Genomic DNA, 23,329 nt, shown 5'->3' with positions numbered 1-23,329 from the left:
TCGACGGCCATCCCGACATCGTGGCCCGCGCCGGCGCCGATGGCGCGCATCTGACCGGCGTCGCCGCGATGGAAGAGGCTGCGCCCGCGCTGAAGCCCGACCGCATCGTCGGCGTCGGCGGGCTCGCGACGCGCCACGATTCCATGGCCGCCGGCGAGGCCGGTGCCGACTATGTGCTGTTCGGCGAGCCCGACGCCAAGGGACAGCGGCCTTCCACCGAGGCGATCGCCGAGCGGCTGGGATGGTGGGACGAATTGTTCGAGCCGCCCTGCGTAGGCTTTGCGACCTCACGCGAGGAGGCGGAGGCGTTCGCGGCGGCCGGCGCGGATTTCGTGCTGGTCGGCGACATCATCTGGTCCGATCCGCGCGGCGCAAAAACGGCTCTGGTCGAGATCGGCGATGCGATCGCGCAGGCGCATGCCGGCACATTCGGCAAGGCCAAGGCCGAGGGATGACGGTGGAATGAAATGCCTGCGTCCGATAGGTGTTGCGCTCGGCTGCACGATGCTGGCGAGCGGCGCGATGGCGCAGCTCTCGATCACGCCGCCGGCACAGACGCCGCCGCCTGCGAAGAAGGAGGCTCCGAAGGAGAAGCCGAAGGTGCACGCGCCGGTCGCAAAGAAACCCGCGCCGAAGCCTGCCGCCACCGCAACGCCCAGCCCGACGCCCTCGCCGACCCAGGCCGTCGACGATCCCAACGTCGACCTCGTATTCGGCGCCTATCAGCGCGGCATGTACAAGACTGCGTTCGATCTCGCGACCGTGCGCGCGCAGAACAACAATGATCCCAAGGCGATGACGATGCTGGGCGAGCTCTATGCCAACGGGCTCGGCGTCAAGCGCGACTATGCCAAGGCCGACGACTGGTACAAGCGCGCCGCCGATGCCGGCGACCGCGAGGCAATGTTCGCGCTCGCCATGATGAAGATCGCCGGCCGCGGCGGCGCGGTGGACAAGGACGGCGCGGTCAAGCTCCTGGCATCGGCGGCCAAGCTCGGCGAACCCAAGGCGGCCTATAATCTCGCCCTGCTCTATCTCGACGGCCAGACCCTGCCGCAGGACCTCCGCCGCTCCGCCGAGCTGCTGCGGATGGCCGCGGACGCCGGCAGCCCGGAGGCGCAATACGCGCTGGCGACCTTCTACAAGGAAGGCACCGGCGTGCCGAAGGACCTCGAAAAGGCGGCGCGGCTGCTGCAGGCCGCCTCGCTGGCCGACAATGTCGATGCCGAGGTCGAATACGCCATCGCGCTCTACAACGGCGCCGGCACGCCGCGGAACGTGCCGGCGGCGGTGGCGCTGCTGCGCAAGGCGGCCCGGCAGAACAGCGCGATCGCGCAAAACCGCCTCGCCCATGTGCTGGCGACCGGCGCCGGCGCCCCGGTGGACAAGGTGGAGGCGCTGAAATGGCACACCATCGCCAAGACCGCCGGCAAGGGCGACCCCGATCTTGACGACATCCTCGCCGATATAAGCCCGGAAGACCGCGCCAAGGGCGAGGCAGCCGCGCGAAAATGGATCGGAAACAACGTCAAATGACGCCTTGACGGCGCCACTTCCAGAGGGCACCCAGTCCGGAAACCGAAGGCGCCGCAGGCCGTTTCCCGTCATCCTGAGGTGCGAGCAGAGCGAGCCTCGAAGGATGCACGGCCCGGCTGGTGGCCGTCGATCCTTCGAGACGCGCGTTCCGCGCTCCTCAGGATGACGGGCAAGGCCTTGTGCACGCTGCCTGATTGATTTCCAACGCTCGAAAGCCACCAGCTTCCATCATGCTCTACTCCGCCCTCATCAATGTCATGGTCAAGGCCGCGCGCCGCGCCGGCCGCAGCCTCAAGCGCGACCTCGGCGAGATCGAACATCTCCAGGTGTCGCTGAAGGGACCGGCGAATTTCGTCTCGCTGGCCGACAAGCGCGCCGAGGAGATGCTCTACACCGACCTCGAAAAGGCCCGGCCCGGCTACGGGTTCCTCGGCGAGGAAGGCGGCAAGCGCGAAGGCAGCGACAAGAGCCACACCTGGATCGTCGATCCCTTGGACGGCACCACCAACTTCCTGCACGGCATCCCGCAATTCGCGATCTCGATCGGGCTGTTGCGTGAAGACACCGTGATCGCGGGCGTGATCTACAATCCCGCCAATGACGAGCTCTATATCGCCGAACGCGGCAAGGGCGCGTTCCTCAACGACCAGCGGCTGCGCGTCGCCGGCCGCCGCCAGCTCAACGAATGCGTGGTCGGCTGCGGCCTGCCGCATATCGGTCGCGGCAATCATCAGCTGGCACTGCAGGAAATGGCCGCGCTGCAGAGCAAGGTCGCGGGCTTCCGCCGCTTCGGCGCCGCTTCGCTCGACCTCGCCTTCGTCGCGGCGGGCCGCCTCGACGGCTATTGGGAGCGCAATCTGCAGGCCTGGGACGTCGCAGCCGGCCTCTTGATGGTCCGGGAAGCCGGCGGCACGGTTTCCGGCATCCAGGGCAATGACGACCCGCTGCAGACCGGCCATGTCGTCTGCGGCAACGAGTTCGTGCACGGCGAGCTGATCAAGATCGTGAAGCCGCTCGGGCAATAGCGCGACGGCACGATCTTGATCTCATCGCGCTCTAATCATCATCGTCGTCGTCCTCGTCGTCTTGCCCGTCACGAAACTCGCCGCTGAGGGTCAGGCCCTCGATGGCCGTAGCGCCCTTCGCCTTGATCACCCGGCGCAGCGGCACCGAGCTCTCGCTGCGCAACGCCTCCATCAGTTGCTCCGAATGGGTGACGATCCAGATGTCGGCGCGGCGCGACGCCCTGGCGATCAGCCGGGCCAGCGGCGCCAGCAGCGATGGATGCAGGCTGGTCTCGGGCTCATTCAGCGCGATGAACGGCGGCAGCCGATAGCCCATGAACACGGCGAGCAGGCAGATATATTTCAGCGTGCCGTCGGATAATTCGTGCGCCTTGAACGCACGCGGCATGTCCGCCTGTTGCAGCTCGAATTCGCACCGCCCGCTGTCTTCCCATGCCCGGAGCTCGGCGCCCGGGAATGCATCCTCGATCGCATCCTGCAAGTCGACTGCATCCTGCCGGATCGCGCTGAGCGTTGCCAACGCGGCCGCCAGATCGCTGCCATCGGCGCTCAGCGACGGCGTCGTGATCGCAAGACAAGGCTTGCGGATCGGCGACGCCGGATCGGTGCGGAAATCGTGATAGAAGCGCCAGCTCTGCAACGCGTCCCTGATCAGGCCGACTTCGGGACATGTCTGGCCGTCGAGGAAATCGGCGAGCGCGGTTTCCGACGGCAGCACCGCATTCTTGTGCTCGCTCCAGGCACCGCTCTCGCCGCGGACGCTGACGTGCGAATTGGTCCGCTCCATCATCAGGACCTTGCGCTTGCCGTGGATCGCCTCGATGCGTTCGGACTTGATCATCGGCTCGCCGGGAAACGCCGCCTCGACCGGACCGGGATGTCCGAGCTCGATCGCGTAATTGACGTGCTCGAATCTGACCGCCAATCGCAGCCGCGCATCCTCGCCCCGCTTGCGCATGCCGGACCAGCAGACCGAGTTCAATCCGCCCTCGTCGGCGATCGTGCGGGTGATCCGGCCCGTCGCCGCGTCCCGCAGCAGCGACAGCGACTTGTAGAGATTGGATTTGCCGACACCGTTCTCGCCGACGAAGACGGAGAGCGGTTGAATGGGCATCGAGAGCCGACGAATGGAGCGATAGTTCGAGATCGCAATATCGCTCGGCCGCATCACATGCTCTCAATCCTCGGGTTGCCTTAACGCTCCCCGTTCAATCCAGAGCTGCAATCTGGATTGACTGGCTTGCGAATGCAAGCCGGAGGCGTCGCCGCCGGACATCAGTGGCCTCCCCTTGCCGGCGCAGGCGGACCGTAGACTTCGGCGTTCTCCGCCGTCTTCTCGCGGTCTCCCGCCAGCACGCGCTGCACGCTGACGAAGAACACCGGCACCAGCAGTAGCGCGAGGATCACCACGGCGATCATGCCGCCCATCACCGACGTGCCGAGCGCCTGCTGGCTGGCGCCGCCGGCGCCGGTGGCGATCGCCATCGGCAGCACGCCGCAGACGAAGGCGAGGCCGGTCATCAGGATCGGGCGGAATCTGAGGCTGCACGCCTCGATGGTGGCCTCGACCAGCGGCTTGCCCTGCGCGCGCAGGTCCTTGGCGAACTCGATGATCAGGATCGCGTCCTTGGCGGCGAGACCGATGATGGTGATCAGGCCGACGGTGAAATAGACGTCGTTGGACAGCCCACGCAGCGTCGCCGCCACCACGGCGCCGAGAATGCCGAGCGGAATGGTGAGCAGCACCGCGAGCGGAATGGTCCAGCTCTCGTAGAGCGCGGCGAGCAGCAGGAACACCACCAGCACGGACAGTCCGAGCAGGAACGGCGCCTGCGAGCCCGACAGCTTCTCCTGCAACGACTGGCCGGTCCACTCGTAGCCGAAGCCGCGCGGCAGCTTGTCGGCGAGCCGCTCCATCTCGGCGATCGCGTCACCCGAGGTGAAGCCCGGCTTCGCCTCGCCGGAGATGCGCACCGCCGGATAGTAGTTGAAGCCCGCGATCTGCGTCGGCCCCTTCGTCCATTCGATGGTGGCGAAGGCCGAGAACGGCACCAGCTGGCCGCGGCTGTTCTTGACGTTGTAGTTCAGGATGTCGTCCGCGTTCATGCGGCTGGTCTTGTCGGCCTGCACGATGACGCGTTGCATGCGCCCGCGGTTCGGGAAGTCGTTGACGTAGTTCGAGCCGAGATTGGTCGAGATCGTGTTGTTGATGTCCTCGAAGGTGAGGCCGAACGCGCCGGCCTTCTCACGGTCGATCATCAAATTGACCTGCGGCGCCGGCGGCAGGCCTTCGACATAGACCTTCTGCAGCACCGGGCTGGCATTGGCCTCCGTGATCAGCCGGTCGGACGCCGCAATCAGCGCGGCATAGCCCTTCTGGCCGCGGTCCTGCAGGCGGAACGAGAAGCCCGAGGAGTTGCCGAGATTGTCGATCGGCGGCGGCTGCAATGCGGAAATCCTGGCGTCGCGGATCGACGACGACAGGTCGCGATTGATGTCGGCGACGATTGCGGCCGCCGAATCCTTCGGGCCGCGCTCCGACCAGTCCTTCAGCGTGATGAAGGCCTGCGCGGTGTTCATGCCCTGGCCAAGGAAGCTGAAGCCGGTGAGGAACGTGACGTTCTCGATGCCGGCACGATCCTTCAGATACTTCTCGACCTGCTCGACCGCAGCTTCGGTGCGCGCATAGGACGACTCCGACGGCGTCTGCACGTCGGTCGTGATGAAGCCCTGGTCGTCGACCGGCAGGAAGCCGCCGGGCAGCCGCACGAAGCCGTAGGCGACGCCTGCGAACAGCACGAGATAGATCAGCATCAGCCGGCCGGTGCGCTTCAGCGAGCCTTGCACGGTGCGCGTATAGCCGGCGCGGCTATTGTCGAGCACGCGGTTGAACCAGCCGAACACGCCCTTGCGGGCATGGCCACGGCCCCTCTCGACCGGCTTGAGCAAGGTCGCGCACAGCGCCGGCGTCAGCGACAGCGCAAGCAGCGCCGAGAACGCGATCGCCGCCACCATGGTGACCGAGAACTGGCGGTAGATGATGCCGACCGAGCCGGGGAAGAACGCCATCGGCACGAACACCGCCATCAGCACCAACGTGATGCCGATGATGGCGCCTGATATCTGCGACATCGCCTTCCGGGTCGCTTCCTTCGGCGGCAGGCCTTCCTCTGCCATGATGCGCTCGACGTTCTCGACCACGACGATGGCGTCGTCGACGAGGATGCCGACCGCCAGCACCATGCCGAACATGGTCAGCATGTTGATGGAGTAGCCGACGACCATCAGCGTGGCGCAGGTGCCGAGCAGCGCCACCGGAACCACGATGGTCGGGATGATGGTGTACCGGATGTTCTGCAGGAACAGGAACATCACGATGAACACCAGCACAACGGCCTCGACCAGCGTCATCAAGACCTTCTCGATCGAGGCCTTGACCACGGGCGTGATGTTGTAGGGGATTTCGTAGGAGATATTGGCCGGGAAGAAGCGCGACAGCTCCTTCATCTTGGCTTCGACGGCGCTCGCGGTCGCCAGCGCATTGCCCTTCGGCGACAGCAGCACCGAGAGACCGGCCGTCGGCTTGCCGTCGAGACGGGTGTTGAACTGGTAGCTGAGGCCGCCGATCTCGATCCGCGCGACGTCGCGCAGGCGGACCGTCGAGCCGTCGGCGTTGGCGCGCAGGATGATCGCGCCGAACTCGTCGGGCGAGGAGAGCTGGCCCTTCACCAGCACCTGCGCGGAGATCTTCTGCGTATCGGTGCTCGGCTCGGCGCCGATGCTGCCGGAGGCGACCTGGGCGTTCTGCGCCGTGATCGCCCGGTTGACGTCGTCGGCGGACAGGCCGTAGCCGACCAGCTTGGCCGGATCGATCCAGATGCGGAGCGAACGCTCGGTCGAATACAGCGTGGCGCGGCCGACGCCGGGGATGCGGCGCACCTCGCCCAGCACGTTGCGGATCATGAAGTCGCCGAGGCCGACTTCATCCAGCGAGCCGTCGGTCGAATTCAGCGTGATGATCTGCAGCACGGCCGAGGAGGCTTCCTCGACCAGGATGCCCTGCTGGATCACGGCGCGCGGCAGTCGCGCTTCGACGCGCTTGAGGCGGTTCTGCACCTCGACCGAGGCCTGGCTGGTGTCGGTGCCCGGCTTGAAGTTGGCGATGATCTCGACCTGGCCGAGCGAGTCGGAGGTCGATTCGAAGTTCAGGATGTTGGCGGCACCGTTGAGCTCCTCCTCGATCAGCCGCGTCACGCTGTTGTAGAGGTTCTCAGGCGACGCGCCGGGATAGCTCGTCGAGATCGAGATCGAGGGCGGCGCGATGATCGGATATTGCGCGACAGCGAGCAGCGGAATCGAGATCGCGCCGACCAGACAGATGAACAGCGCCACGACCCAGGCGAAGATCGGCCTGTCGATGAAGAAGCTGGGCATGCCGGATCAGCGCCCCGCGTGCGCGGTCTGCGGCGAATCCGACTGTACCGCAGCGGCGTCGACCTCACGCCAGGCCAGCGGCTTGACCTTGTCGCCGGCGGCGAATTTCTGGAAGCCCTCGACGACGACCTTGTCGCCGGCCTTGAGGCCTTCGGTGACGAACCAGTGGCCGCCCTGCAACGAGCCGGTGCGCACCGGCTGCACCGCGACGTGATTGTCGTCCTTGACGACGAACACCTCGCTGCCGCCGCCGCCATTGCGCTGGATCGCCTGCTGCGGCACCGCGATCGCGTCGGTATCGATGCCCTGCTCGATCAGCACGCGGACATACATGCCCGGCAGCAGGATTCGATGCGGGTTCGGGAACTCACCGCGCAAGGTCACCTGCCCGGTATGAGCATCGACCTTGGCGTCGGAGAACAGCAGCTTGCCTGCGACCTGATAGATCGAGCCGTCGTCGAGCACGAGACGGACCTTCATCGCGTCGGGCGCGATGCGGTCGAGATCGCCACTCTCGAAGGCGCGGCGGAGCTGGTTCAGCTCGGTCACCGACTGCTGGAAGTCGGCATAGATCGGATCGAGCTGCTGGATGGTCGCAAGGCTCGCGGAATCGTTCTGCACGACGAGCGCGCCTTCGCTGATCACGGCAGCACCGATGGTGCCGTCGATCGGTGCACGGATCGTCGCATAATCGAGATTGAGCTTGGCACGCGCGACGTCGGCCTCGCGGCCCTGCACGTCGGCTTCGGCCTGTTTCAGGTTGGCGATCGCCTTCTCGTTCTCGGCCTCGGAAGTCGCACGCTGGTTGGTGAGGGTTGCGATGCGGCGGGCCTGCAGCGAGTTCTGCTCGAGCACTGCCTTGGCGCGCGCCAGCTCCGCCTCGGTCGACTGCAACTCGACCTCGAACGGGCGCGGATCGATCTGGTACAGGGGATCGCCGACCTTCACCTCGCTGCCCTGATGGAACATGCGGTTGACGACGATGCCCGAGACGCGCGGGCGCACCTCGGAGACACGGGTCGGCGCGATGCGGCCCGGCAGCTCGCGCACCATCGCGCGCGCCTGCTGCTTCACAGTGACGACACTGACGTCCGGCTCCGGTGCTTGTACGGCGGCGGTTGCGGTTTTCGGTTCGTCGCAACCAGCAAGCAGTGGCGCCGTCACGGCCAGCATCAGAGCAATGCATGCCGATTGCGCGCGAAGTCCAGACATCGAGATGATCGCCCCTGATAGGTTTGAACAAACGAACGGCGTTGTCACGGCGACAGCGCTCGCGTTGCTGCGGTGAAAATAAAATCTGCTTGCTGCGACGCAATGCGCTTGTCAGGCGGCTCATTGTCACAGAATGCTATCGCCCTGATTTCGCGGCATCTTTTATCCTGTCACTGCATTGTGAGCGGGTTCCATCGGAGGCTGTGGGAATGCGTTAAGGACTGCGTGAGCGGGAACGCGGCCTGTTGCCTGCGCGGGAATGCCGCAGATTGCAAACCCGTCATGCGCGGCGCGCGAATCGCCGATCGCCGCCGTGCACCCCACCCACCGGTGCAACCCGCGTTCGTCTCGCGATCCCCGCGTGGGATTGGCACCTTCTGCACACGCAGATGCGCCAGCGCCCCGGAAAGCTGCGCAAAGCGGCAACACTCCACTCCGTATCAACCCGAGGTTCTACCGACAGCCTTTTGATTCGGCTTTCCTCACTCCGCCGCTGTGCCATATTGCTGGCAGATGCGGCCTTCGCGAACGGATGACCCGGCAATGCCCCCCTCCCGATCCGAGATGGAGATCGAACTGAGCAAGCTGTCCTCGCCCAGGATCTTCCTGGTGCGGATGCTGGTGTTCCTGGTGCTCTGCGGCCTGGTCGGGGTCGTGCTGTACAAGCAGATCGTCACCGCCTTCTTCGCCAATCCCGGGCTGAACGCCCTGATCGGCGCGGTGCTGCTGATCGGCGTCATCCTGGCGTTCCGCCAGGTGATCCGGCTCTACCCCGAGGTCGCCTGGGTCAACAATTTCCGCATCGCCGATCCCGGCCTTGCAATCGAGCGCCGCCCGACGCTGCTTGCCCCGATGGCCGCGATCCTCGGCGGCGAACGCACCGGGCGGATGTCGATCTCGCAGCAGACCATGCGGCATCTGCTCGATTCGATCGCAACCCGCCTCGATGAGGCCCGCGACATCTCGCGCTACATGACCGGCCTGCTGGTCTTCCTCGGCCTGCTCGGCACCTTCTGGGGCCTGATCGAGACGGTGGGCTCGGTCGGCAAGGTGATCGACGGGCTCAAGGTCGGCGGCGACGCCGGCGCGCTGTTCGATACGCTGAAGGAAGGCCTCGCCGCCCCGCTCGGCGGCATGGGCATTTCGTTCTCGTCCTCGCTGTTCGGACTCGCCGGCTCGCTGATTCTCGGCTTCCTCGATCTGCAATCGAGCCAGGCCCAGAACCGCTTCTACACCGACCTCGAGGACTGGCTCGCCACCACCGTGCGCGGCATTTCCGGTGACGAAGCCGGCGTCTCCGGCGACATGCAGGGCGCGATCGACCGGCTGCGTGCCACGCTCGAGGAAGGCGGCGCCGGCGGGAGCGGCCGCAGCACCACGGCCGCGATGGCCAATCTCGCCGAGGCGATCCAGGGGCTGGTTGCACATATGCGCACCGAGCAGCAGATGATCCGTGAATGGGCCGACGGCCAGGGCGAGCAGAACCGCGAGATCAAGCGGCTGCTCGAGCGCCTCGCCCGCCAGCCCGAGAAGAACTAGAGCGTCTTCGAGCGAAGCAAGCCCAAGGAGACATTCATGGCCCTCGCCCGCTCACGCCGCAGCGAATCCGGCTTCAACTACTGGCCCGGCTTTGTCGACGCGCTGTCGACGCTGGTGCTGTCGATCGTGTTCCTGCTGTCGGTGTTCCTGGTCGTGCAGTTCTTCCTGTCGCAGGAGGTCACCGGCAAGGACAAGGCGCTGGAGCAGCTCACCGCCAAGATCGCCCAGCTCAACGATCTCTTGTCGCTGGAGAAGCTCTCCAAGCTGACGCTCGACGACCAGGTCGCGCAGCTCCGCGCCGGCCTTGCCTCCGCCGAGGGCGAGCGCGACCGCATGAAGGGGCTCTATGAGGGGCTCGCCAATTCCGGCAGCGACGCACAGGGCCGCGCCAACGAACTCAACAAGGCGCTGGAGTCCGAGAAGAGCGTGTCGTCGCGCGCGCTGGCGCAGATCGAGGTGCTGAACCAGCAGATCAGCGCGCTGCGCCGCCAGCTCGCCGCGCTCGAGGAGGCGCTCGACGCCTCCGAGAAGCGCGACAAGGAATCGCAGAACCGGATCGCCGATCTCGGCTCGCGCCTCAACGTCGCGCTGGCGCAGCGGGTGCAGGAATTGTCGAAATACCGCTCGGAATTCTTCGGCCGCTTGCGCGCGATCCTCGGCAACCGTCCTGACATCCGCATCGTCGGTGATCGCTTCGTGTTCCAGTCGGAGGTGTTCTTCGACACCGGCCAGGCGACCTTGCTGCCGGAGGGCAAGACCGAACTCGATACCGTGGCGAGCGCGCTGATCGATCTGGACAAGCAGATTCCGGCCGAGATCGCCTGGGTGCTCCGCGTCGACGGCCATACCGACGTGCGGCCGATCACCAACAGCCCGCTGTTCAAGTCGAACTGGGAACTGTCCTCCGCGCGCGCGATCTCGGTGGTGCAATATCTGATCTCGCTCGGCGTGCCGGCGCAGCGCCTGGTCGCCGCCGGCTTTGCCGAATTCCAGCCGCTCGACACCGCACAGACCGAAGACGCCTACAAGCGCAACCGCCGTATCGAGCTGAAGCTGACGGAACGCTAATCGCCGTGAAGCGGCGGTAACGCCTAATCATCCGTCGTCCCTGCGAAAGCAGGGACCCATAACCACAGGGGTGCGTTGTTGCAGAGCGCTGTGGCCCCAGCATCGCACGACCATTGCCACTGGTGGTTATGGGTCCCGGGTCAAGCCCGGGACGACATCGAGTGTGTGGCTCGATTTCCTCAACGTCCGACCATCTGTTGCAATTGCTCCGGATAGCGGGCGCCCTGCACCTCGACCGCGGCGACCGCCTTGCCGATCTCAGCCAGATCGGCGGCGGTCAGTTCGACGCGGGCGGCGCCGATGTTTTCCTCGAGCCGATTGAGCTTCGTGGTGCCCGGGATCGGCACGATCCACGGCTTCTGCGCCAGCAGCCAGGCCAGCGCGATCTGCGCTGTGGTCGCGCTCTTGCCGGCGGCAATGCTGGCGAGCTGATCGACCAGCGCCTGGTTGGCGCGGCGGGCTTCCGGCGTGAAGCGCGGCACGAGGTTGCGGAAATCGTCGCTTGCGAATGTCGTGGACGCGCTGATCGCGCCGGTGAGAAAGCCGCGGCCGAGCGGGCTATACGGCACGAAGCCGATGCCGAGCTCTTGCAGCAGCGGCAGGATCTCCGCTTCCGGTCCGCGTTCCCACAGCGAATATTCGCTCTGCAGGGCCGTGACCTTCTGCACCGCGTGGGCGCGGCGGATGGTGTGCACACCGGCCTCCGACAGGCCGAAATGGCGGACCTTGCCGGCGGCAATCAGGTCTTTCACGGTGCCGGCAACATCCTCGATCGGCACCGCGGGATCGACGCGATGCTGATAGAACAGATCGATGACATCGATCTTCAGCCGCTTCAGCGAAGCGTCCGCGACCGCCCTGATGTGCTCGGGCCGGCTGTTCAGCGACCGGTGCCGCTCGGCCATGGAGCCGATATCGAAGCCGAACTTGGTCGCGATCACGACCTGGTTGCGGACCGGCGCCAGCGCCTCGCCGGCCAGTTCCTCGTTGACGTAAGGGCCATAGACTTCAGCGGTATCGAAGAAGGTGACGCCGCGCTCGACGGCGGCGCGGAGCATGGCGATGCCCGCATTCTTCTCGACCGCCGGGCCGTAGGCGAAGCTAAGGCCCATGCAGCCGAGGCCGATCGCCGAGACTTCGAGGTTGCTGCTGCCGAGTTTACGTTTCTGCATGATGTCTCTCCGCATCGATGACTGGAATTCGTCACGGCGGGATTTAGGGCGTGCACCGGCAGGCTATTAGACGTAGAAACCGGGATAGACTTATGAGCAGGACTCATGAATGTCGCGGCATGACGTCAATGACCTGATCGCCTTCCTCGCCGTCGCGCGCGACCGCAGCTTCACCCGCGCCGCCGCACGGCTCGGCGTGTCGCAATCGGCGCTCAGCCACACCATGCGCGCGCTGGAGGAACGGCTGGGCGTGCGGCTTTTGACCCGCACCACGCGCAGCGTCGCGCCGACCGCCGCCGGCGAACGGCTGCTGCAGGGCATCGGCCCGCGCTTCGAGGAGATCGAGGCCGAGCTCTCGGCGCTGACTGCCTTGCGCGAGAGACCCGCCGGCATCATCCGCATCAACGCCGGCGAGCACGCCGCCGAGACGATCCTGTGGCCGGCGCTGGCCGAATTCCTGCCGCGCTATCCCGACATCAAGGTGGACCTGACCGTCGACAACGGGCTCGCGAACATCGTCGCGGAACGCTTTGACGCCGGCGTTCGGCTCGGCGAACAGCTCGCCAAGGACATGATCGCGGTGCGGATCGGGCCGGATTTCCGCATGGTCGTGGTCGGAGCCCCCGCCTATTTCAAGCGGCGGGAGCGCCCCAAACGGCCGCAGGACCTGACGCAACATGCCTGCATCAACATCCGCCTGCCGACCCATGGCGGCATCTATGCCTGGGAATTCGAGCGGCGCGGCCGCCCGCTCAAGGTCCGCGTCGACGGACAATTGGTGTTCAACAGCACCCCATTGCGGATCAAGGCGGCGTTGGCGGGCCTGGGGCTCGCCTATGTGGCCGAGGACCAGGTGCGCGCGCAGCTCGCCAAGGGACAGTTGATCCAGGTGCTGGACGACTGGTGCGCACCGTTTCCCGGCTATCACCTTTATTATCCGAGCCGGCGGCAATCCGCGCCGGCGTTTGCCCTGCTGGTCGATGCGCTGCGCTATCGCGGCTGATCGCGAACGGCGGCGCGCCGAGGTGATGCCGAAACCTCCTGCCTGACGCTCCGTCGAGATCCAGCGCACGGAGATTTGCTTCACAGTTGTGCGACGGCACCTTGGAACGTGACCAACACGACCGACATTATTGGATGTATAATCGCGCGAGCCTGACGGACGTTTCGTCTTCGCCGGGGCTTTGCATCCCGCTTCAGCCTCCGCGCGCCATCTTGGACCAGCACATGCTCAAGACCAGATTCGCCATCATCGTCGCCGCCGGCCTGACGCTCGCGCCGGCCCAGCTTCTCGCGCAGAGCACGGGAGGCTCGCCACCGCCGCCGAGGCCGGGCGACCGCGCCGCTTCATCGAACGGCATCGGCGGGACTGCGCTGCCGGCCCAGAGCGGCCAGCGCTATGCACCGTCATCCGGCGGCAATTTCAGTGCGGCGCCGGCCCCTCCCGGCGGTTCGGTGAGCACGACCGGCAATGCCAACAGTGCGACGGGACGCTGACGTCGGGTACGCCCGCGTGAGCAGCTGAACGGCGCCGAGCCGGCCAGCGGCGCGCTCGCCGACTTCGCTTGAAAGCGGCTATACCGCGCCGACCGGCTCCACGGCCGGTTCGTCCGGCTCAGCGTCCGCAGTCACGAATTTGAGCCCGTAGGTGTTGCCGCGACGCCAGACCACTTCACACGGGTAGCGCTTGGCATGATCGGCGAGCAGCGTCAGCGCGAGGCGGTCCGTGACGACGAACTCGACCTCGGTCGTGATCTTGGCACCGCCGGGCGAGATGTCGACCACGGCACAGGCATTCTCGGTCGCGCCGTCATCGACCGTGATCCACGCCGCACGGTTGTTGAGCTGGCGCCGCGGCTCGCGACTGACCTTGATCCGTGCTCCGTTGCTCGCCATCGTCATTCGTCCTTGAAGACATTGGTGCTTGACATTGGTCCTTGAAGAGATTCGAGACCGCGCGCGTCGATCGACGCGCCCGGCACACAACCGCAGCCGCCACAATGGCGTTCCCCCGTAAAGTCCGGCTTAGCGCGATCGCTTGAACTTTACCGGAATCTTGACCGGGCTTTTAGCAAACAGGGATTCTGCAATTCCATCAGCGGGATACCGGCCGCGCGAGCAGCCGTCGGCTTGACATGGCGGCCGCACTGTTGGTGAAGTGGCGCGGTGGCTTTGGCCACATCCCTGCAACAAGAGCGCTTCAAGCCGCCCCCTTCAGACGGAAACGACCCATGCTGATCCCCCTCGCCGACGTGCCGCGCTGGTATGCCGAACGCAAGCCCGCCGATGCGATCGCCGTCAGCCACGGCGCGGATGCGCTGACCTGGCTCGAGCTCGAGCGCCGCGCCAATGCGCGGGCGCGTGCCTTTGCCGCCAAGGGCGTCAAGCCCGGCGACTTCGTCGCGATCGGGCTGCCCAACAGCAACGCGTTCTTCGAGACGACTTTCGCGGTGTGGAAATGCGGCGCAACGCCGACCTCGCTGTCATGGCGGCTGCCGCGCGGCGAGGCCGCCGCGGTGCTCGAGATCCTGAAGCCGTCGCTGGTGGTCGGCGGCGAGGCCGACTGGAACGCGCCGAATTCGCTGCCGGTGAATTTCGTGCCGGAGGGATTTTCCGAAGAGCCGCTCGACGCGCCAGTCGCGCGCTACTGGAAGGCGATGACGAGCGGCGGCTCGACCGGCCGGCCGAAGGTGATCCTCGATCACAACCCCGCCGTGATCGAAACCACGACACCGCTGTTGCTCGGCATGCCGCATGAGGCCTCGGTGCTCAACCCGGGCCCGCTCTATCACAACGCGCCGTTCATCCTGTCGCATTCGGCGCTGTTCGGCGGCGGGCGGCTGACCGGCATGGTGAAGTTCGACGCCGAGGAGACGCTGCGGCTGATCGCGCGCGAGCGCGTGCAATGGGTCAACTTCGTGCCGACCATGATGCACCGGATCTGGGCGCTGCCCGAGGAGTTGCGCAACCGCTACGACGTCTCCAGCCTGCAGATCGTGTTTCACATGGCAGCTCCGATGCCGCCCTGGCTGAAGGAGAAGTGGATCGAATGGCTCGGGCCGGAACGGGTCTGGGAGCTCTATGGCGGCACCGAGCGGCAGGGCGCCTGTGTGATCTCGGGTGTCGAGTGGATGGCGCACAAGGGCTCGGTCGGCAAGATCGGCGAGACCGCGCGCTTGCGCATCATCGGCGAGGACGGCAACGACGTCGCGCCAGGCGAGACCGGCGAAATCTATTTCCTGCCCAATGACGGCGCCGGCTCAACCTATCACTATCTCGGCGCGACACCGAAGCGGCGGCCGGACGGCTGGGAATCGCTCGGCGATATCGGCCGGCTCGATGAGGAAGGCTACCTCTATCTCGGCGACCGGCTCGCCGACATGGTGCTGCGTGGCGGCGCCAACATCTATCCGGCCGAGGTCGAGGCCGCGGTCAGCGAACATCCCGAGGTGCGCTCCTGCGTCGTGGTCGGATTGCCCGATCCGGAATTCGGCCAGCGCGTGCATGCGATTCTCGAGCTCGCCGAGACCGCCGATGCGCAAGCGATCGCCAACGGCATGGGCGATTTCCTGAAGGACCGGCTCAGCCGCTACAAGCATCCGGAAAGTTTCGAGCGCGTCGGCACCGCGCCGCGAGACGATTCCGGAAAGGTCCGCCGCACGATGCTGCGCGACGAGCGCGCCGCCTGGATCAAGGAGGACCGCGCCTTCCGCATCATGCCGGCACGCGCGGCAACAAAAGGCGAATAGTTCAATTCATCTTGCGAGGCGCAGCCCTGCACGCCACATGAGCTGTGCAGGCGGCCTCGCAGGGTATATCATTCCATCTTCCCTGCCGGCAGAACCTCGGCCTACCATGAGGTTCCAGCATGCTGCACGCCAGGAGATCCCAGATGCCTTCCACGACCGAATGGAAAGTGCCAGCGGCCTTTCAACCTCGCCCCGAGGATTACCGCTACGATCTCGATCGTGCACTGAAGAGTGTGGTCGGGCTGCATTCGATCATTCCGCCTGACGCCTTCAGCGCCGAGACGCTCGGCACCGAGCGCACCGGCAACGGCGTGTTGATCGACGACGGGCTGGTGCTGACGATCGGCTATCTGATCACCGAAGCCGCAACGGTGTGGCTGCATCTCGGCGACGGCCGCGCGGTCGAAGGCCACGCGCTCGGCTTCGATTTCGAATCCGGCTTCGGCCTGGTGCAGGCGCTCGGCAGGCTCGACATCGATCCGCTGCCGATCGGCTCGTCGGCGGCGACGCAGGTCGGCGACAACGTGGTGCTCGGCGCCGCCGGCGGCCGCACGCGCTCGGTCGCAAGCCAGATCGCGGCCAAGCAGGAGTTCGCCGGCTACTGGGAATATCTGCTCGACGAGGCGATCTTCACCTATCCGTCGCATCCGAACTGGGGCGGCACCGGGCTGCTCAACAATGCCGGCGAGCTGATCGGCGTCGGATCGCTGCAGCTCGAACGCGAGCGCTCGGGCCGCGCCGAGCATGTCAACATGATCGTGCCGATTGATCTGCTCAATCCGGTGCTGAGCGACCTGCGCAAGTTCGGCCGTGTCGACAGGCCGGCGCGGCCGTGGCTCGGCATGTACACGACCGAGATCGACAACCGCCTCGTGGTGGTCGGTGTCGCCGGCAAGGGACCGGCGGCGCGCGCCGAGCTGAAGACCGGCGACGTGATCATCGCGGTCGCCGGCGACAACGTGACCAGCCAGACCGGCTTCTACCGCAAGCTCTGGTCGCTCGGCGCGGCCGGCGTCGACGTGCCGCTGACGGTCTACCACGAGGGCGTCACCTTCGACGTCACGCTGACCTCGATCGACCGCATGAAGCTGTTGAAGGCGCCGCGGCTGCATTAGAGCATCATGATTTCAGAATGGATCGCCCCTTCCTTACCTCTCCCGCTTGCGGGGGAGGTCGCATTGCATCGCAGATGCAATGCGGGTGGGGGCTCTCGCCACGCAGGGCTTATCGCCTGTGGTGACACCCCGGCCCTCCCCCGCAAGCGGGAGAGGGGGAGCAGTCCCACCGCGGCTGCGGTTGATCTGATCTCACCTTAGCGATCGAGAGGATGTCGGCGATGAGCGAGGCCGTGGTTGACGACATCGTGGCCGTGCTGCCGCCATTGTTGCAGACGCTGGAATCGCTGTCCTTCGTCGCGCGCAATCTCAACCCGCCGGACTTCGAGCGCGTGATGCAGATCGCGGGCGAGCCCGAGCAGGCCCTGCAGGCGGTGCGGCCGCGCCTGACCGATTGGCCGGAGAAATTCGCGCATATCAAGACCGCGCTCGAAGCCGCGATCGAACCGGCACTGGCCGGCTATGCAGGGTTGCGCGCGGTGCAGAACGGTGAAGGCGACCTGGTCAGCGTGTTCCGCGCGCTGCGTTATCTGCCGCGGGCGCAGGAGGCGCTCTATCCGCTGACCGAGTTGCCGCCGGTCAGCGGCTTCTTCATTGCGGCCGATCTGCGCGAGGATACCGAACTGCAGGCCAAGCTCGCGGCGACGCCCAATGCCGACACCGGCATCTTCCATGAGCGCAACGAGCCGGGCAGCCGCGGCGGCTTCTCGATGTATGTGCCGGAATATTATACGCCGGATCGCGCCTGGCCGCTGGTGATGGCGCTGCATGGCGGCAGCGGCAACGGCCGCGGCTTCCTGTGGAGCTGGCTGCGCGACGCGCGCAGCCGCGGCGCCATCCTGGTGGCGCCGACCGCAACCGGCCAGACCTGGGCGTTGATGGGCGACGACAGCGACACGCCGAACCTCAACCGCATCCTCGACCAGGTGCGCGAACGCTGGCGCATCGACGAGACGCGCATGCTGCTGACCGGGATGAGCGACGGCGGCACCTTCAGCTATGTGACCGGGCTCGACGGCGCATCGCGCTTCACGCATCTTGCGCCGGTCGCGGCGACCTTCCATCCGCTGATGGCCGAGATGGCCGATGCGGAGCGGCTGCGCGGCCTCCCGATCTTCATCACCCACGGCAAGCTCGACTGGATGTTTCCGGTACAGACCGCGCGGCAGACGCAAGGCTTGCTGTCGGCCGCCGGTGCCAGGGTGACCTATCGCGAGATCGACGACCTCAGCCACACCTATCCGCGCGAGATCAATGCGGAGATCATGACGTGGTTGAATGGTGAACAGGTCGGCAGCGCGTGAGCTCCCCTCTCCCCCGTCACCCCCGCGCAAAGGCTTCGCCTTTGTCGCTGGAGGAGCGCGAAGCGCGTCTCGAAGGGTCGACGGCCACCGCATGATCGGCATCCGCTCGCTGACGACGGGACGCTTGCGGCCGATGGAGTTCGTGATCGACGGCGGGCTCAAGCAGTTTCCCCTGCCGGCGCCGATGTCGGTGACCGGTCCCGAGAGTTATCTGGCGAGCGCCAAACTCGGCCTCGGTCTCGTGCAGGTGCCGCGCTTCCATGCCGAGGCCGATCTTGCCAACGGCACGCTGATCCCGGTGCGGCAACAATGCGCACCGCCATCGGTGCCGGTATCCCTGCTCTATCCGCGCAACCGCCAGCTGTCGCCGCGCGTGCGCGTGTTCATCGATTATGTCATGCGCGTGTTCGCGCGCAGTTGACCGATCGCCGGAACCACAGCGAACCCCACGACGTTATCCTGCCGACACCGGAGGGATTGAGCGATGCGGACGTTTTTCGGCATGATTTTGGGCGCGCTGCTGCTGATTTGCGGCGTCTATGTCTATGATTCGATGCGGACGTCGAACGTGGCCAATGGCGAGGTGGCGCAGGATACGCGCACCATCGTCAATTGGGACGTTGCGGCCCATGACTGGAATCTGCTGAAGACGCGTACCCGCGAGCAGTGGGACAAGATCGCGTCGAAATAATCGCCGGCGTCACCATCCGATCGTGGATGCTGCCAGCGCGGCGCCGAACCCGGCTCCGAGCGCGGCCCACTCCCGCGCCGTGATTGCCATTGTCACGAGCGCGACCACGGTCCCGACAAGGCCTGCCGGCCCGCCCGACAGGCAGCCGCCGACAATGAATGCAATGAACAGATTGCCGGGCGCAAGCCGGAGAAACCGGCCCGCGATGCTGTCGTCGCGCATCGATGCGGCGAGCACGTATCCGCCGGCGCGCATGGCATAGCATGTGACGCCGAGGATGCAGATAACGCCGAGCAACTGCAGGTCATGCATCGCTCCGCTCCATCATGCTCACAAGCGTGCCGCATCCGCCTCCAATCAGCATCGACCACCTGGGATCCCCGAACCGCGCAACGAGCAGCGCTGCGACGGCGGAGGTCAGCCACGGCCACGGCGATCGCACGTTCTTCCACTGGCTGGGAAGGAGCGTCGCGATGAACATCGTCGGCAGCAAGGCGGCGGCGAGCCTGAGCGGTCCGTTTGCCGCGAGCGGGGCGGCATAGGCGAGCGCGGTGCCGCCAACCCAGCCGACCGCCATGGGTATGCTCGATCCGAGCAGATAGCCCGCATCAGGTCCGTTGCGGTCAGCGTCCGAGCTCGTCATCAGCCATGACGCATCCGCGAGCAGAAACAGGGTGGGCAGCATCTTCCGCGGTGCCAATCCGCCAAACAGCTGGCGCAGATGGGCACCCATCAGTAAGTATCGTGAATTCGTGGCGATGCAGGCGACGACCATGGCAACGATCGGCAGCGGACTGGCCCACATGCTCAGCGTGATGGCCTGCGCCGTAGCCGAGTAGACCAGCAGGCTGAACAGGATTGCATGCGCCGCCCCCAACCCAAGCCCCTTGTAGGTCAGTCCCATCACGAGGCCGGCCGCACCGTTGCTGAGCAGGAACGGCAGCGCCGCGACCATGCCGCGCCGGAATCCGGCTGTCGTCATCGTTGGGACAGGTCGGGATGACTGAGCGCTTGTAATGGTCATGACCATTAGATTAGACTTTGTGAGAGGCCGTGATGTCAAGAGACCCCGCGCGGGCAGCGACGCAGTTTTTCGGTGGACGGGTCTGCCTTGACTTCGCCAACACGCTGGACTGGCGCACCTCAAACGATCCGCAGGAGCTGATCCCGGATTATGCGGCGTTGTTGTCCTGGAGCGAGCGCCGCGGCACCTTGCCGCTTGCCGCGACCAGGAAGCTGAAAGCGCGCTCGGCAAGCAGCGAGGCCGCCGCCGCGATGCAGAAGGCGTACGACTTGCGCCGCGACATCTGGACCATCTCGGACGCGCTGCGCGGCGGCCGCGGCGCGGACCTTGGTCTCGTCAATCGATTGCTTGCAGCAGCGCCCCGGCAACCCGACCTCGTGCGGCAGGATCGCGGCTATCGCCATGCGCTGGCGGGGATCGACGTGACGGAGCCGTTATGGCCGGTGCTTTGGTCGCTGACGGCCCTGCTGGCATCCGACGACGCCAGGCGCATCGGATGCTGCGAGGCTGATGGCTGCGGCTGGTTCTTTGTCGACGAGAGCCCGAACCGAACCCGCAGATGGTGCTCGAGCGAAGTGTGCGGCAATCGCGAGCGCGCGCGGCGCGCCTATGCCAAGCGGAAGGGCTCCGCGTGAGTGAACGCCAAGGGGCTTAGTTCTGCTCGGTCTTGCGGCCCATATTGGCCTTGCGGGCGTCGGCGATCACCTGCTCGAACTGGTCGATGCTGAGCACACCAGGTACGCGATACTTGCCGACGATGAATGACGGCGTGCCGTTGAACCCGAATGCCATCGCCTGCTCGTTGTTGCGCGCCAAAACCGCGTCGATCGCCTTGGCGTTGGCATCGAGATCCTTCTTCAGCCGGTCCATGTCGAGGCCGGCGCCCGAGAGCAGCTCGACGATGCGCGGCTCGGTGATGCGCGAATTGACCGAGATCATCGCCTCATGCGCGGCGTCGAACTTGCCCTGGTACTTCGCCGCCAGCGCCATCCGCGCCGCCACCTTGGAGACCGGCCCGAGGATCGGCCAATCCTTCAGCACCAGGCGGACCTTGCCGTCGTCCTGCACCACCTGGCGAAGCTCCGGCGCGAGCTTGCGGCAATACGGGCAGTTGTAGTCGAACCATTCGACGATGGTGATATCGCCCTTGGCATTGCCTATCACCGGAATATCCGGATCGCGCAGCACCTGCTCCTCGGTCAGGACGTTGTCGTCCTCGGCGCGCGCGGCTCCGGTAGCCAAAAGCGCGATGCCGGCACTGACGAGGCCGAGCGCATTGCGGCGGGTGGTACCGGCGTTGATCAGGGGCGATTTCATCAGGTGGTTCATAGCAGGCTTTCGCAAGGGCTCCTCGCCCTTCTACGTTCAGGACACGTTGATGTTACGCAACAGCATATAGATCGCCACCGCGATAATCACAGTCGCGAACACGATATTGAGGGCGCCGCGCCGCTCCGACAGGTGCCGGGCGCTGCGTGTGCCCAAAAGGCCGCCCGCGATGCCGCCGGCGACGAATAGCCCCGCCAGGCTCCACGACACCAGCCCCGACCACGCATAGCTCAAGGCCGTGGTCATGCCGAAAGCGGTGACGGCCACCAGCGAGGAACTGACCGCATTCATGATCGGCATCCCGGTCGCCAGCATCAGGGCCGGCACGATCAGAAAGCCGCCGCCGATGCCGAAGAAGCCGGACATGGTTCCGGTGGCAAGCCCGAGACCGATGATCGCCGGCATGTTGGACATCGAGATCTTGACGTCGGTCAGCCCGACCCGCGCGCGGGTCTTCAGCATCAGGCTCGCGATGACCAGCATCACGATCGAGAACAGCGCAAGCAGCTTCTGCCCGTCCAACATCTTGCCGAGGATCGAGCCGCCGAAAGCGCCGAACATGCCTGCCAGCGCGAACACCAGTGCGCAGGACCAGATCACGGTGCCGCCGCGGGCGTGGTTGGAGAGGTTGATGGCGGCATTGGCGGCGACCGCGATCGCCGAGGTACCGATCGCGATATGCGGTTGGGGCACCCCGACCACATAGACCATCAGCGGCACGGCAAGGATCGACCCGCCGCCACCGACCAGGCCGAGCGAAAAGCCGACCAGCATGCCCGATGCCAGTCCAAGCACACTCTGAGTTGCGGAGAAGACCAAGGGGAACAGACTCGCGTTTTGCGGGCGACCCTAGAAGGATTTGCTGCTCAACGCCATACCAATAGGACAAAACTGCCCTGCAATGGTGCTCAACGCAGCAGATATGTCACGGCCAGCGGCACCAGAAGCGAGGTGACCAGCGCGTTCAGGCTCATCGCGATGCCGGCGAAGACACCGGCGACCTCGTCGACCTGGAACGCCCGGGCGGTGCCGATGCCATGCGCGGCGATGCCGGCGGCAAAACCGCGGCCGCGAAAATCGGTGATGCCGGTGAAGTTCATCAGCGGCGTGACGATGATCGCCCCCATGATGCCGGTCAGGATCACCGACACCGCCGTCAGCGACGGATCGGCATGCAGGGATTCGCTGATGCCCATCGCGACACCGGCCGTCACAGATTTCGGCGCCAGCGACAGGATGACCTCGCGCGGCAGGCCGAAGGCCCGCGCCAGCAGCACCACCGAGACGATCGCCGTCAGCGAGCCGACCGCAAGCGCGACCAGCATCGGCAGCACCGCGGCCGCGACCCGCTTGCGGTTCTCGTAGAGCGGCACCGCGAGCGCCACCGTCGCCGGGCCGAGCAGGAAGTGCACGAACTGCGCACCGGCGAAATAGGTGGTGTAGGAGGTGTTGGTCAGCAGCAGGAATGCGCCGATGATCCACAGCGAATGCAGCACGGGATTGGCGAGCGGATGCCGCCTGGTCTTCAGCGACACCGCATCGGTCACGGCATAGGTCAACAGCGTCACGGTCAGCCAGAGCAACGGCGACTGCGAGAGATAAACCCAGAGCGAGAACGGATTGTCGCTCACGGCGTCTCCTCATCGCGCGAGAACAGGCTGCTCGCCGCAACGAAGGTCGCGACCGTCGCCAGCAGCGTGACGATGACCGATACCGCGAGGATCACCAGGATAGCTGTGCCGTGCTCGGCGAGCAGATCGAGCTTCTGAACCACGCCGACACCCGCCGGAATGAACAGCAGCGAGAGATTGGCGAGCATGCCGCGGCTGACGCTCTCGACGCGGTCATTGCCGAGCGGCCCGCGCGCAAGCGCTGGAAACCGGTCGCGCGCCAATAGCAGCAACAGCAGAAGCACCAGCCCGACCACCGGGCCCGGCACCGGCACGGCGAGCGCACGCACCGCGACCTCGCCTGCGAGCTGGCAGAGCAGGATCAGACTGAGACTGGCGATCATGGCAGAGCGCTCGCGCGAAGCATCCGCCTATCAGGTCGGTGTGGCGATGGCTTGTCAATGCATCAGGTCTTGCACGCGTGCGCAGTTCTTGGGCACCGTCATCCCCGCGCAAAGGCT

24 protein-coding genes are annotated in these 23,329 nt (G+C 65.9%); 13 read left to right on the top strand and 11 right to left on the bottom strand.

Features of this window, described 5'->3' with window-relative positions:
* The 3 genes from FNJ47_RS29405 to FNJ47_RS29395 all read left to right on the top strand — a co-directional run.
* On the top strand, positions 1-455 hold a 455-nt coding region (locus tag FNJ47_RS29405), incomplete at its 5' end, for a thiamine phosphate synthase (protein WP_163159458.1).
* A gap of 7 nt (positions 456-462) precedes the next feature.
* Positions 463-1,536: a tetratricopeptide repeat protein gene (locus FNJ47_RS29400; RefSeq protein WP_163159457.1), complete on the top strand. Its 1,074-nt coding sequence runs from the start codon at positions 463-465 to the stop codon at positions 1,534-1,536.
* 230 nt (positions 1,537-1,766) lie between these two features.
* On the top strand, positions 1,767-2,561 hold the full coding sequence (locus FNJ47_RS29395) for an inositol monophosphatase family protein (RefSeq protein ID WP_163159456.1): 795 nt from the start codon (positions 1,767-1,769) through the stop codon (positions 2,559-2,561).
* A gap of 31 nt (positions 2,562-2,592) precedes the next feature.
* On the opposite strand, the gene FNJ47_RS29390 is transcribed toward FNJ47_RS29395, so the two are convergent.
* The 3 genes from FNJ47_RS29390 to FNJ47_RS29380 all read right to left on the bottom strand — a co-directional run bounded on the left by FNJ47_RS29390 (position 2,593) and on the right by FNJ47_RS29380 (position 8,207).
* On the bottom strand, positions 2,593-3,729 hold the full coding sequence (locus FNJ47_RS29390) for an AAA family ATPase (RefSeq protein ID WP_163159455.1): 1,137 nt from the start codon (positions 3,727-3,729) through the stop codon (positions 2,593-2,595).
* A gap of 107 nt (positions 3,730-3,836) precedes the next feature.
* Positions 3,837-6,995 (bottom strand): multidrug efflux RND transporter permease subunit, encoded by a 3,159-nt coding sequence (locus FNJ47_RS29385; protein ID WP_163159454.1) that lies wholly within the window; start codon positions 6,993-6,995, stop codon positions 3,837-3,839.
* 6 nt (positions 6,996-7,001) lie between these two features.
* Complete coding sequence (locus tag FNJ47_RS29380) at positions 7,002-8,207, bottom strand: efflux RND transporter periplasmic adaptor subunit (RefSeq protein ID WP_175068435.1); 1,206 nt, start codon at positions 8,205-8,207, stop codon at positions 7,002-7,004.
* A 543-nt stretch (positions 8,208-8,750) separates the two neighbouring features.
* Here FNJ47_RS29380 and FNJ47_RS29375 point away from each other — a divergent pair.
* Together FNJ47_RS29375 and FNJ47_RS29370 are read left to right on the top strand one after the other, a co-directional pair.
* Complete coding sequence (locus tag FNJ47_RS29375) at positions 8,751-9,746, top strand: flagellar motor protein MotA (RefSeq protein WP_229199232.1); 996 nt, start codon at positions 8,751-8,753, stop codon at positions 9,744-9,746.
* Between the two features lie 36 nt (positions 9,747-9,782).
* Positions 9,783-10,814 carry a peptidoglycan -binding protein gene (locus FNJ47_RS29370; RefSeq protein WP_163159453.1) on the top strand — a complete coding sequence of 344 codons (1,032 nt, stop codon included), beginning with the start codon at positions 9,783-9,785 and terminating at the stop codon, positions 10,812-10,814.
* Positions 10,815-10,993: 179 nt separating this feature from the next.
* Here FNJ47_RS29370 and FNJ47_RS29365 read toward each other — a convergent pair whose 3' ends face one another.
* Positions 10,994-11,986 carry an aldo/keto reductase gene (locus FNJ47_RS29365; protein ID WP_163159452.1) on the bottom strand — a complete coding sequence of 331 codons (993 nt, stop codon included), beginning with the start codon at positions 11,984-11,986 and terminating at the stop codon, positions 10,994-10,996.
* Positions 11,987-12,095: 109 nt separating this feature from the next.
* On the opposite strand from FNJ47_RS29365, the gene FNJ47_RS29360 reads away from it, so the two are divergent.
* Entirely contained in the window at positions 12,096-12,989 is an 894-nt protein-coding gene (locus tag FNJ47_RS29360) for a LysR family transcriptional regulator (protein WP_163159451.1), read from the top strand.
* Between the two features lie 224 nt (positions 12,990-13,213).
* A complete protein-coding gene (locus tag FNJ47_RS29355; RefSeq protein WP_163159450.1) occupies positions 13,214-13,483 on the top strand; it encodes a hypothetical protein in 270 nt (89 codons plus the stop codon).
* A 78-nt stretch (positions 13,484-13,561) separates the two neighbouring features.
* Here the strand turns inward: FNJ47_RS29355 and FNJ47_RS29350 are convergent, their stop codons facing one another.
* On the bottom strand, positions 13,562-13,882 hold the full coding sequence (locus FNJ47_RS29350) for a PilZ domain-containing protein (RefSeq protein WP_163159449.1): 321 nt from the start codon (positions 13,880-13,882) through the stop codon (positions 13,562-13,564).
* A 335-nt stretch (positions 13,883-14,217) separates the two neighbouring features.
* Here FNJ47_RS29350 and FNJ47_RS29345 point away from each other — a divergent pair, with 335 nt between their 5' ends.
* The 5 genes from FNJ47_RS29345 to FNJ47_RS29325 all read left to right on the top strand — a co-directional run bounded on the left by FNJ47_RS29345 (position 14,218) and on the right by FNJ47_RS29325 (position 18,845).
* Positions 14,218-15,735, top strand: a complete 1,518-nt coding sequence (locus FNJ47_RS29345; RefSeq protein WP_163159448.1) for an AMP-binding protein — start codon at positions 14,218-14,220, stop codon at positions 15,733-15,735.
* Positions 15,736-15,878: 143 nt separating this feature from the next.
* A complete protein-coding gene (locus FNJ47_RS29340; protein ID WP_163159447.1) occupies positions 15,879-16,850 on the top strand; it encodes a S1C family serine protease in 972 nt (323 codons plus the stop codon).
* Positions 16,851-17,071: 221 nt separating this feature from the next.
* Positions 17,072-18,154, top strand: a complete 1,083-nt coding sequence (locus tag FNJ47_RS29335; RefSeq protein WP_163159446.1) for a carboxylesterase family protein — start codon at positions 17,072-17,074, stop codon at positions 18,152-18,154.
* 91 nt (positions 18,155-18,245) lie between these two features.
* Positions 18,246-18,575, top strand: coding sequence for a LysR substrate-binding domain-containing protein (locus FNJ47_RS29330; protein WP_236000155.1), 330 nt, complete (start codon positions 18,246-18,248; stop codon positions 18,573-18,575).
* A 63-nt stretch (positions 18,576-18,638) separates the two neighbouring features.
* On the top strand, positions 18,639-18,845 hold the full coding sequence (locus FNJ47_RS29325; protein WP_163159445.1) for a hypothetical protein: 207 nt from the start codon (positions 18,639-18,641) through the stop codon (positions 18,843-18,845).
* Between the two features lie 9 nt (positions 18,846-18,854).
* Here FNJ47_RS29325 and FNJ47_RS29320 read toward each other — a convergent pair whose 3' ends face one another.
* Together FNJ47_RS29320 and FNJ47_RS29315 are read right to left on the bottom strand one after the other, a co-directional pair.
* Entirely contained in the window at positions 18,855-19,157 is a 303-nt protein-coding gene (locus FNJ47_RS29320) for an AzlD domain-containing protein (RefSeq protein ID WP_163159444.1), read from the bottom strand.
* On the bottom strand, positions 19,150-19,827 hold the full coding sequence (locus FNJ47_RS29315) for an AzlC family ABC transporter permease (RefSeq protein ID WP_163159443.1): 678 nt from the start codon (positions 19,825-19,827) through the stop codon (positions 19,150-19,152). Before FNJ47_RS29315 ends, FNJ47_RS29320 begins: the two co-directional genes overlap by 8 nt.
* Before the next feature lie 74 nt (positions 19,828-19,901).
* Between FNJ47_RS29315 and FNJ47_RS29310 the strand changes: the two genes are divergently transcribed.
* The gene (locus tag FNJ47_RS29310) at positions 19,902-20,504 is read left to right on the top strand and encodes a CGNR zinc finger domain-containing protein (protein WP_163159442.1); all 603 of its coding nucleotides are present in this window, start codon (positions 19,902-19,904) and stop codon (positions 20,502-20,504) included.
* Positions 20,505-20,520: 16 nt separating this feature from the next.
* On the opposite strand, the gene FNJ47_RS29305 is transcribed toward FNJ47_RS29310, so the two are convergent.
* From FNJ47_RS29305 to FNJ47_RS29290, 4 genes are all read right to left on the bottom strand, one after another.
* Positions 20,521-21,186: a DsbA family protein gene (locus tag FNJ47_RS29305; RefSeq protein ID WP_163159441.1), complete on the bottom strand. Its 666-nt coding sequence runs from the start codon at positions 21,184-21,186 to the stop codon at positions 20,521-20,523.
* Between the two features lie 48 nt (positions 21,187-21,234).
* Complete coding sequence (locus FNJ47_RS29300) at positions 21,235-21,972, bottom strand: sulfite exporter TauE/SafE family protein (protein WP_163159440.1); 738 nt, start codon at positions 21,970-21,972, stop codon at positions 21,235-21,237.
* 134 nt (positions 21,973-22,106) lie between these two features.
* Positions 22,107-22,829 carry an LrgB family protein gene (locus FNJ47_RS29295; protein WP_163159439.1) on the bottom strand — a complete coding sequence of 241 codons (723 nt, stop codon included), beginning with the start codon at positions 22,827-22,829 and terminating at the stop codon, positions 22,107-22,109.
* A complete protein-coding gene (locus FNJ47_RS29290; RefSeq protein WP_163159438.1) occupies positions 22,826-23,212 on the bottom strand; it encodes a CidA/LrgA family protein in 387 nt (128 codons plus the stop codon). Before FNJ47_RS29290 ends, FNJ47_RS29295 begins: the two co-directional genes overlap by 4 nt.
* Positions 23,213-23,329: the final 117 nt, after the last annotated feature.

Source organism: Bradyrhizobium uaiense (assembly GCF_010811875.1).
GTDB lineage: Bacteria > Pseudomonadota > Alphaproteobacteria > Rhizobiales > Xanthobacteraceae > Bradyrhizobium > Bradyrhizobium uaiense.
This window is presented reverse-complemented; position numbering and strand designations above follow the sequence as displayed.

Bases quoted from the DNA above. Each gene is read 5' to 3' on its own strand.
- FNJ47_RS29300 (WP_163159440.1), bottom strand. From the start codon at position 21,972: ATGCTGGTCGGCTTTTCGCTCGGCCTGGTCGGTGGCGGCGGGTCGATC.
- FNJ47_RS29340 (WP_163159447.1), top strand. From the start codon at position 15,879: ATGCCTTCCACGACCGAATGGAAAGTGCCAGCGGCCTTTCAACCTCGC.
- FNJ47_RS29395 (WP_163159456.1), top strand. From the start codon at position 1,767: ATGCTCTACTCCGCCCTCATCAATGTCATGGTCAAGGCCGCGCGCCGC.
- FNJ47_RS29345 (WP_163159448.1), top strand. From the start codon at position 14,218: ATGCTGATCCCCCTCGCCGACGTGCCGCGCTGGTATGCCGAACGCAAG.
- FNJ47_RS29360 (WP_163159451.1), top strand. From the start codon at position 12,096: ATGTCGCGGCATGACGTCAATGACCTGATCGCCTTCCTCGCCGTCGCG.
- FNJ47_RS29385 (WP_163159454.1), bottom strand. From the start codon at position 6,995: ATGCCCAGCTTCTTCATCGACAGGCCGATCTTCGCCTGGGTCGTGGCG.
- FNJ47_RS29290 (WP_163159438.1), bottom strand. From the start codon at position 23,212: ATGATCGCCAGTCTCAGTCTGATCCTGCTCTGCCAGCTCGCAGGCGAG.
- FNJ47_RS29335 (WP_163159446.1), top strand. From the start codon at position 17,072: ATGAGCGAGGCCGTGGTTGACGACATCGTGGCCGTGCTGCCGCCATTG.
- FNJ47_RS29325 (WP_163159445.1), top strand. From the start codon at position 18,639: ATGCGGACGTTTTTCGGCATGATTTTGGGCGCGCTGCTGCTGATTTGC.
- FNJ47_RS29320 (WP_163159444.1), bottom strand. From the start codon at position 19,157: ATGCATGACCTGCAGTTGCTCGGCGTTATCTGCATCCTCGGCGTCACA.
- FNJ47_RS29350 (WP_163159449.1), bottom strand. From the start codon at position 13,882: ATGGCGAGCAACGGAGCACGGATCAAGGTCAGTCGCGAGCCGCGGCGC.
- FNJ47_RS29400 (WP_163159457.1), top strand. From the start codon at position 463: ATGAAATGCCTGCGTCCGATAGGTGTTGCGCTCGGCTGCACGATGCTG.
- FNJ47_RS29305 (WP_163159441.1), bottom strand. From the start codon at position 21,186: ATGAAATCGCCCCTGATCAACGCCGGTACCACCCGCCGCAATGCGCTC.
- FNJ47_RS29310 (WP_163159442.1), top strand. From the start codon at position 19,902: ATGTCAAGAGACCCCGCGCGGGCAGCGACGCAGTTTTTCGGTGGACGG.
- FNJ47_RS29355 (WP_163159450.1), top strand. From the start codon at position 13,214: ATGCTCAAGACCAGATTCGCCATCATCGTCGCCGCCGGCCTGACGCTC.
- FNJ47_RS29380 (WP_175068435.1), bottom strand. From the start codon at position 8,207: ATGTCTGGACTTCGCGCGCAATCGGCATGCATTGCTCTGATGCTGGCC.
- FNJ47_RS29370 (WP_163159453.1), top strand. From the start codon at position 9,783: ATGGCCCTCGCCCGCTCACGCCGCAGCGAATCCGGCTTCAACTACTGG.
- FNJ47_RS29330 (WP_236000155.1), top strand. From the start codon at position 18,246: ATGATCGGCATCCGCTCGCTGACGACGGGACGCTTGCGGCCGATGGAG.
- FNJ47_RS29315 (WP_163159443.1), bottom strand. From the start codon at position 19,827: ATGACGACAGCCGGATTCCGGCGCGGCATGGTCGCGGCGCTGCCGTTC.
- FNJ47_RS29365 (WP_163159452.1), bottom strand. From the start codon at position 11,986: ATGCAGAAACGTAAACTCGGCAGCAGCAACCTCGAAGTCTCGGCGATC.
- FNJ47_RS29390 (WP_163159455.1), bottom strand. From the start codon at position 3,729: ATGCGGCCGAGCGATATTGCGATCTCGAACTATCGCTCCATTCGTCGG.
- FNJ47_RS29375 (WP_229199232.1), top strand. From the start codon at position 8,751: ATGCCCCCCTCCCGATCCGAGATGGAGATCGAACTGAGCAAGCTGTCC.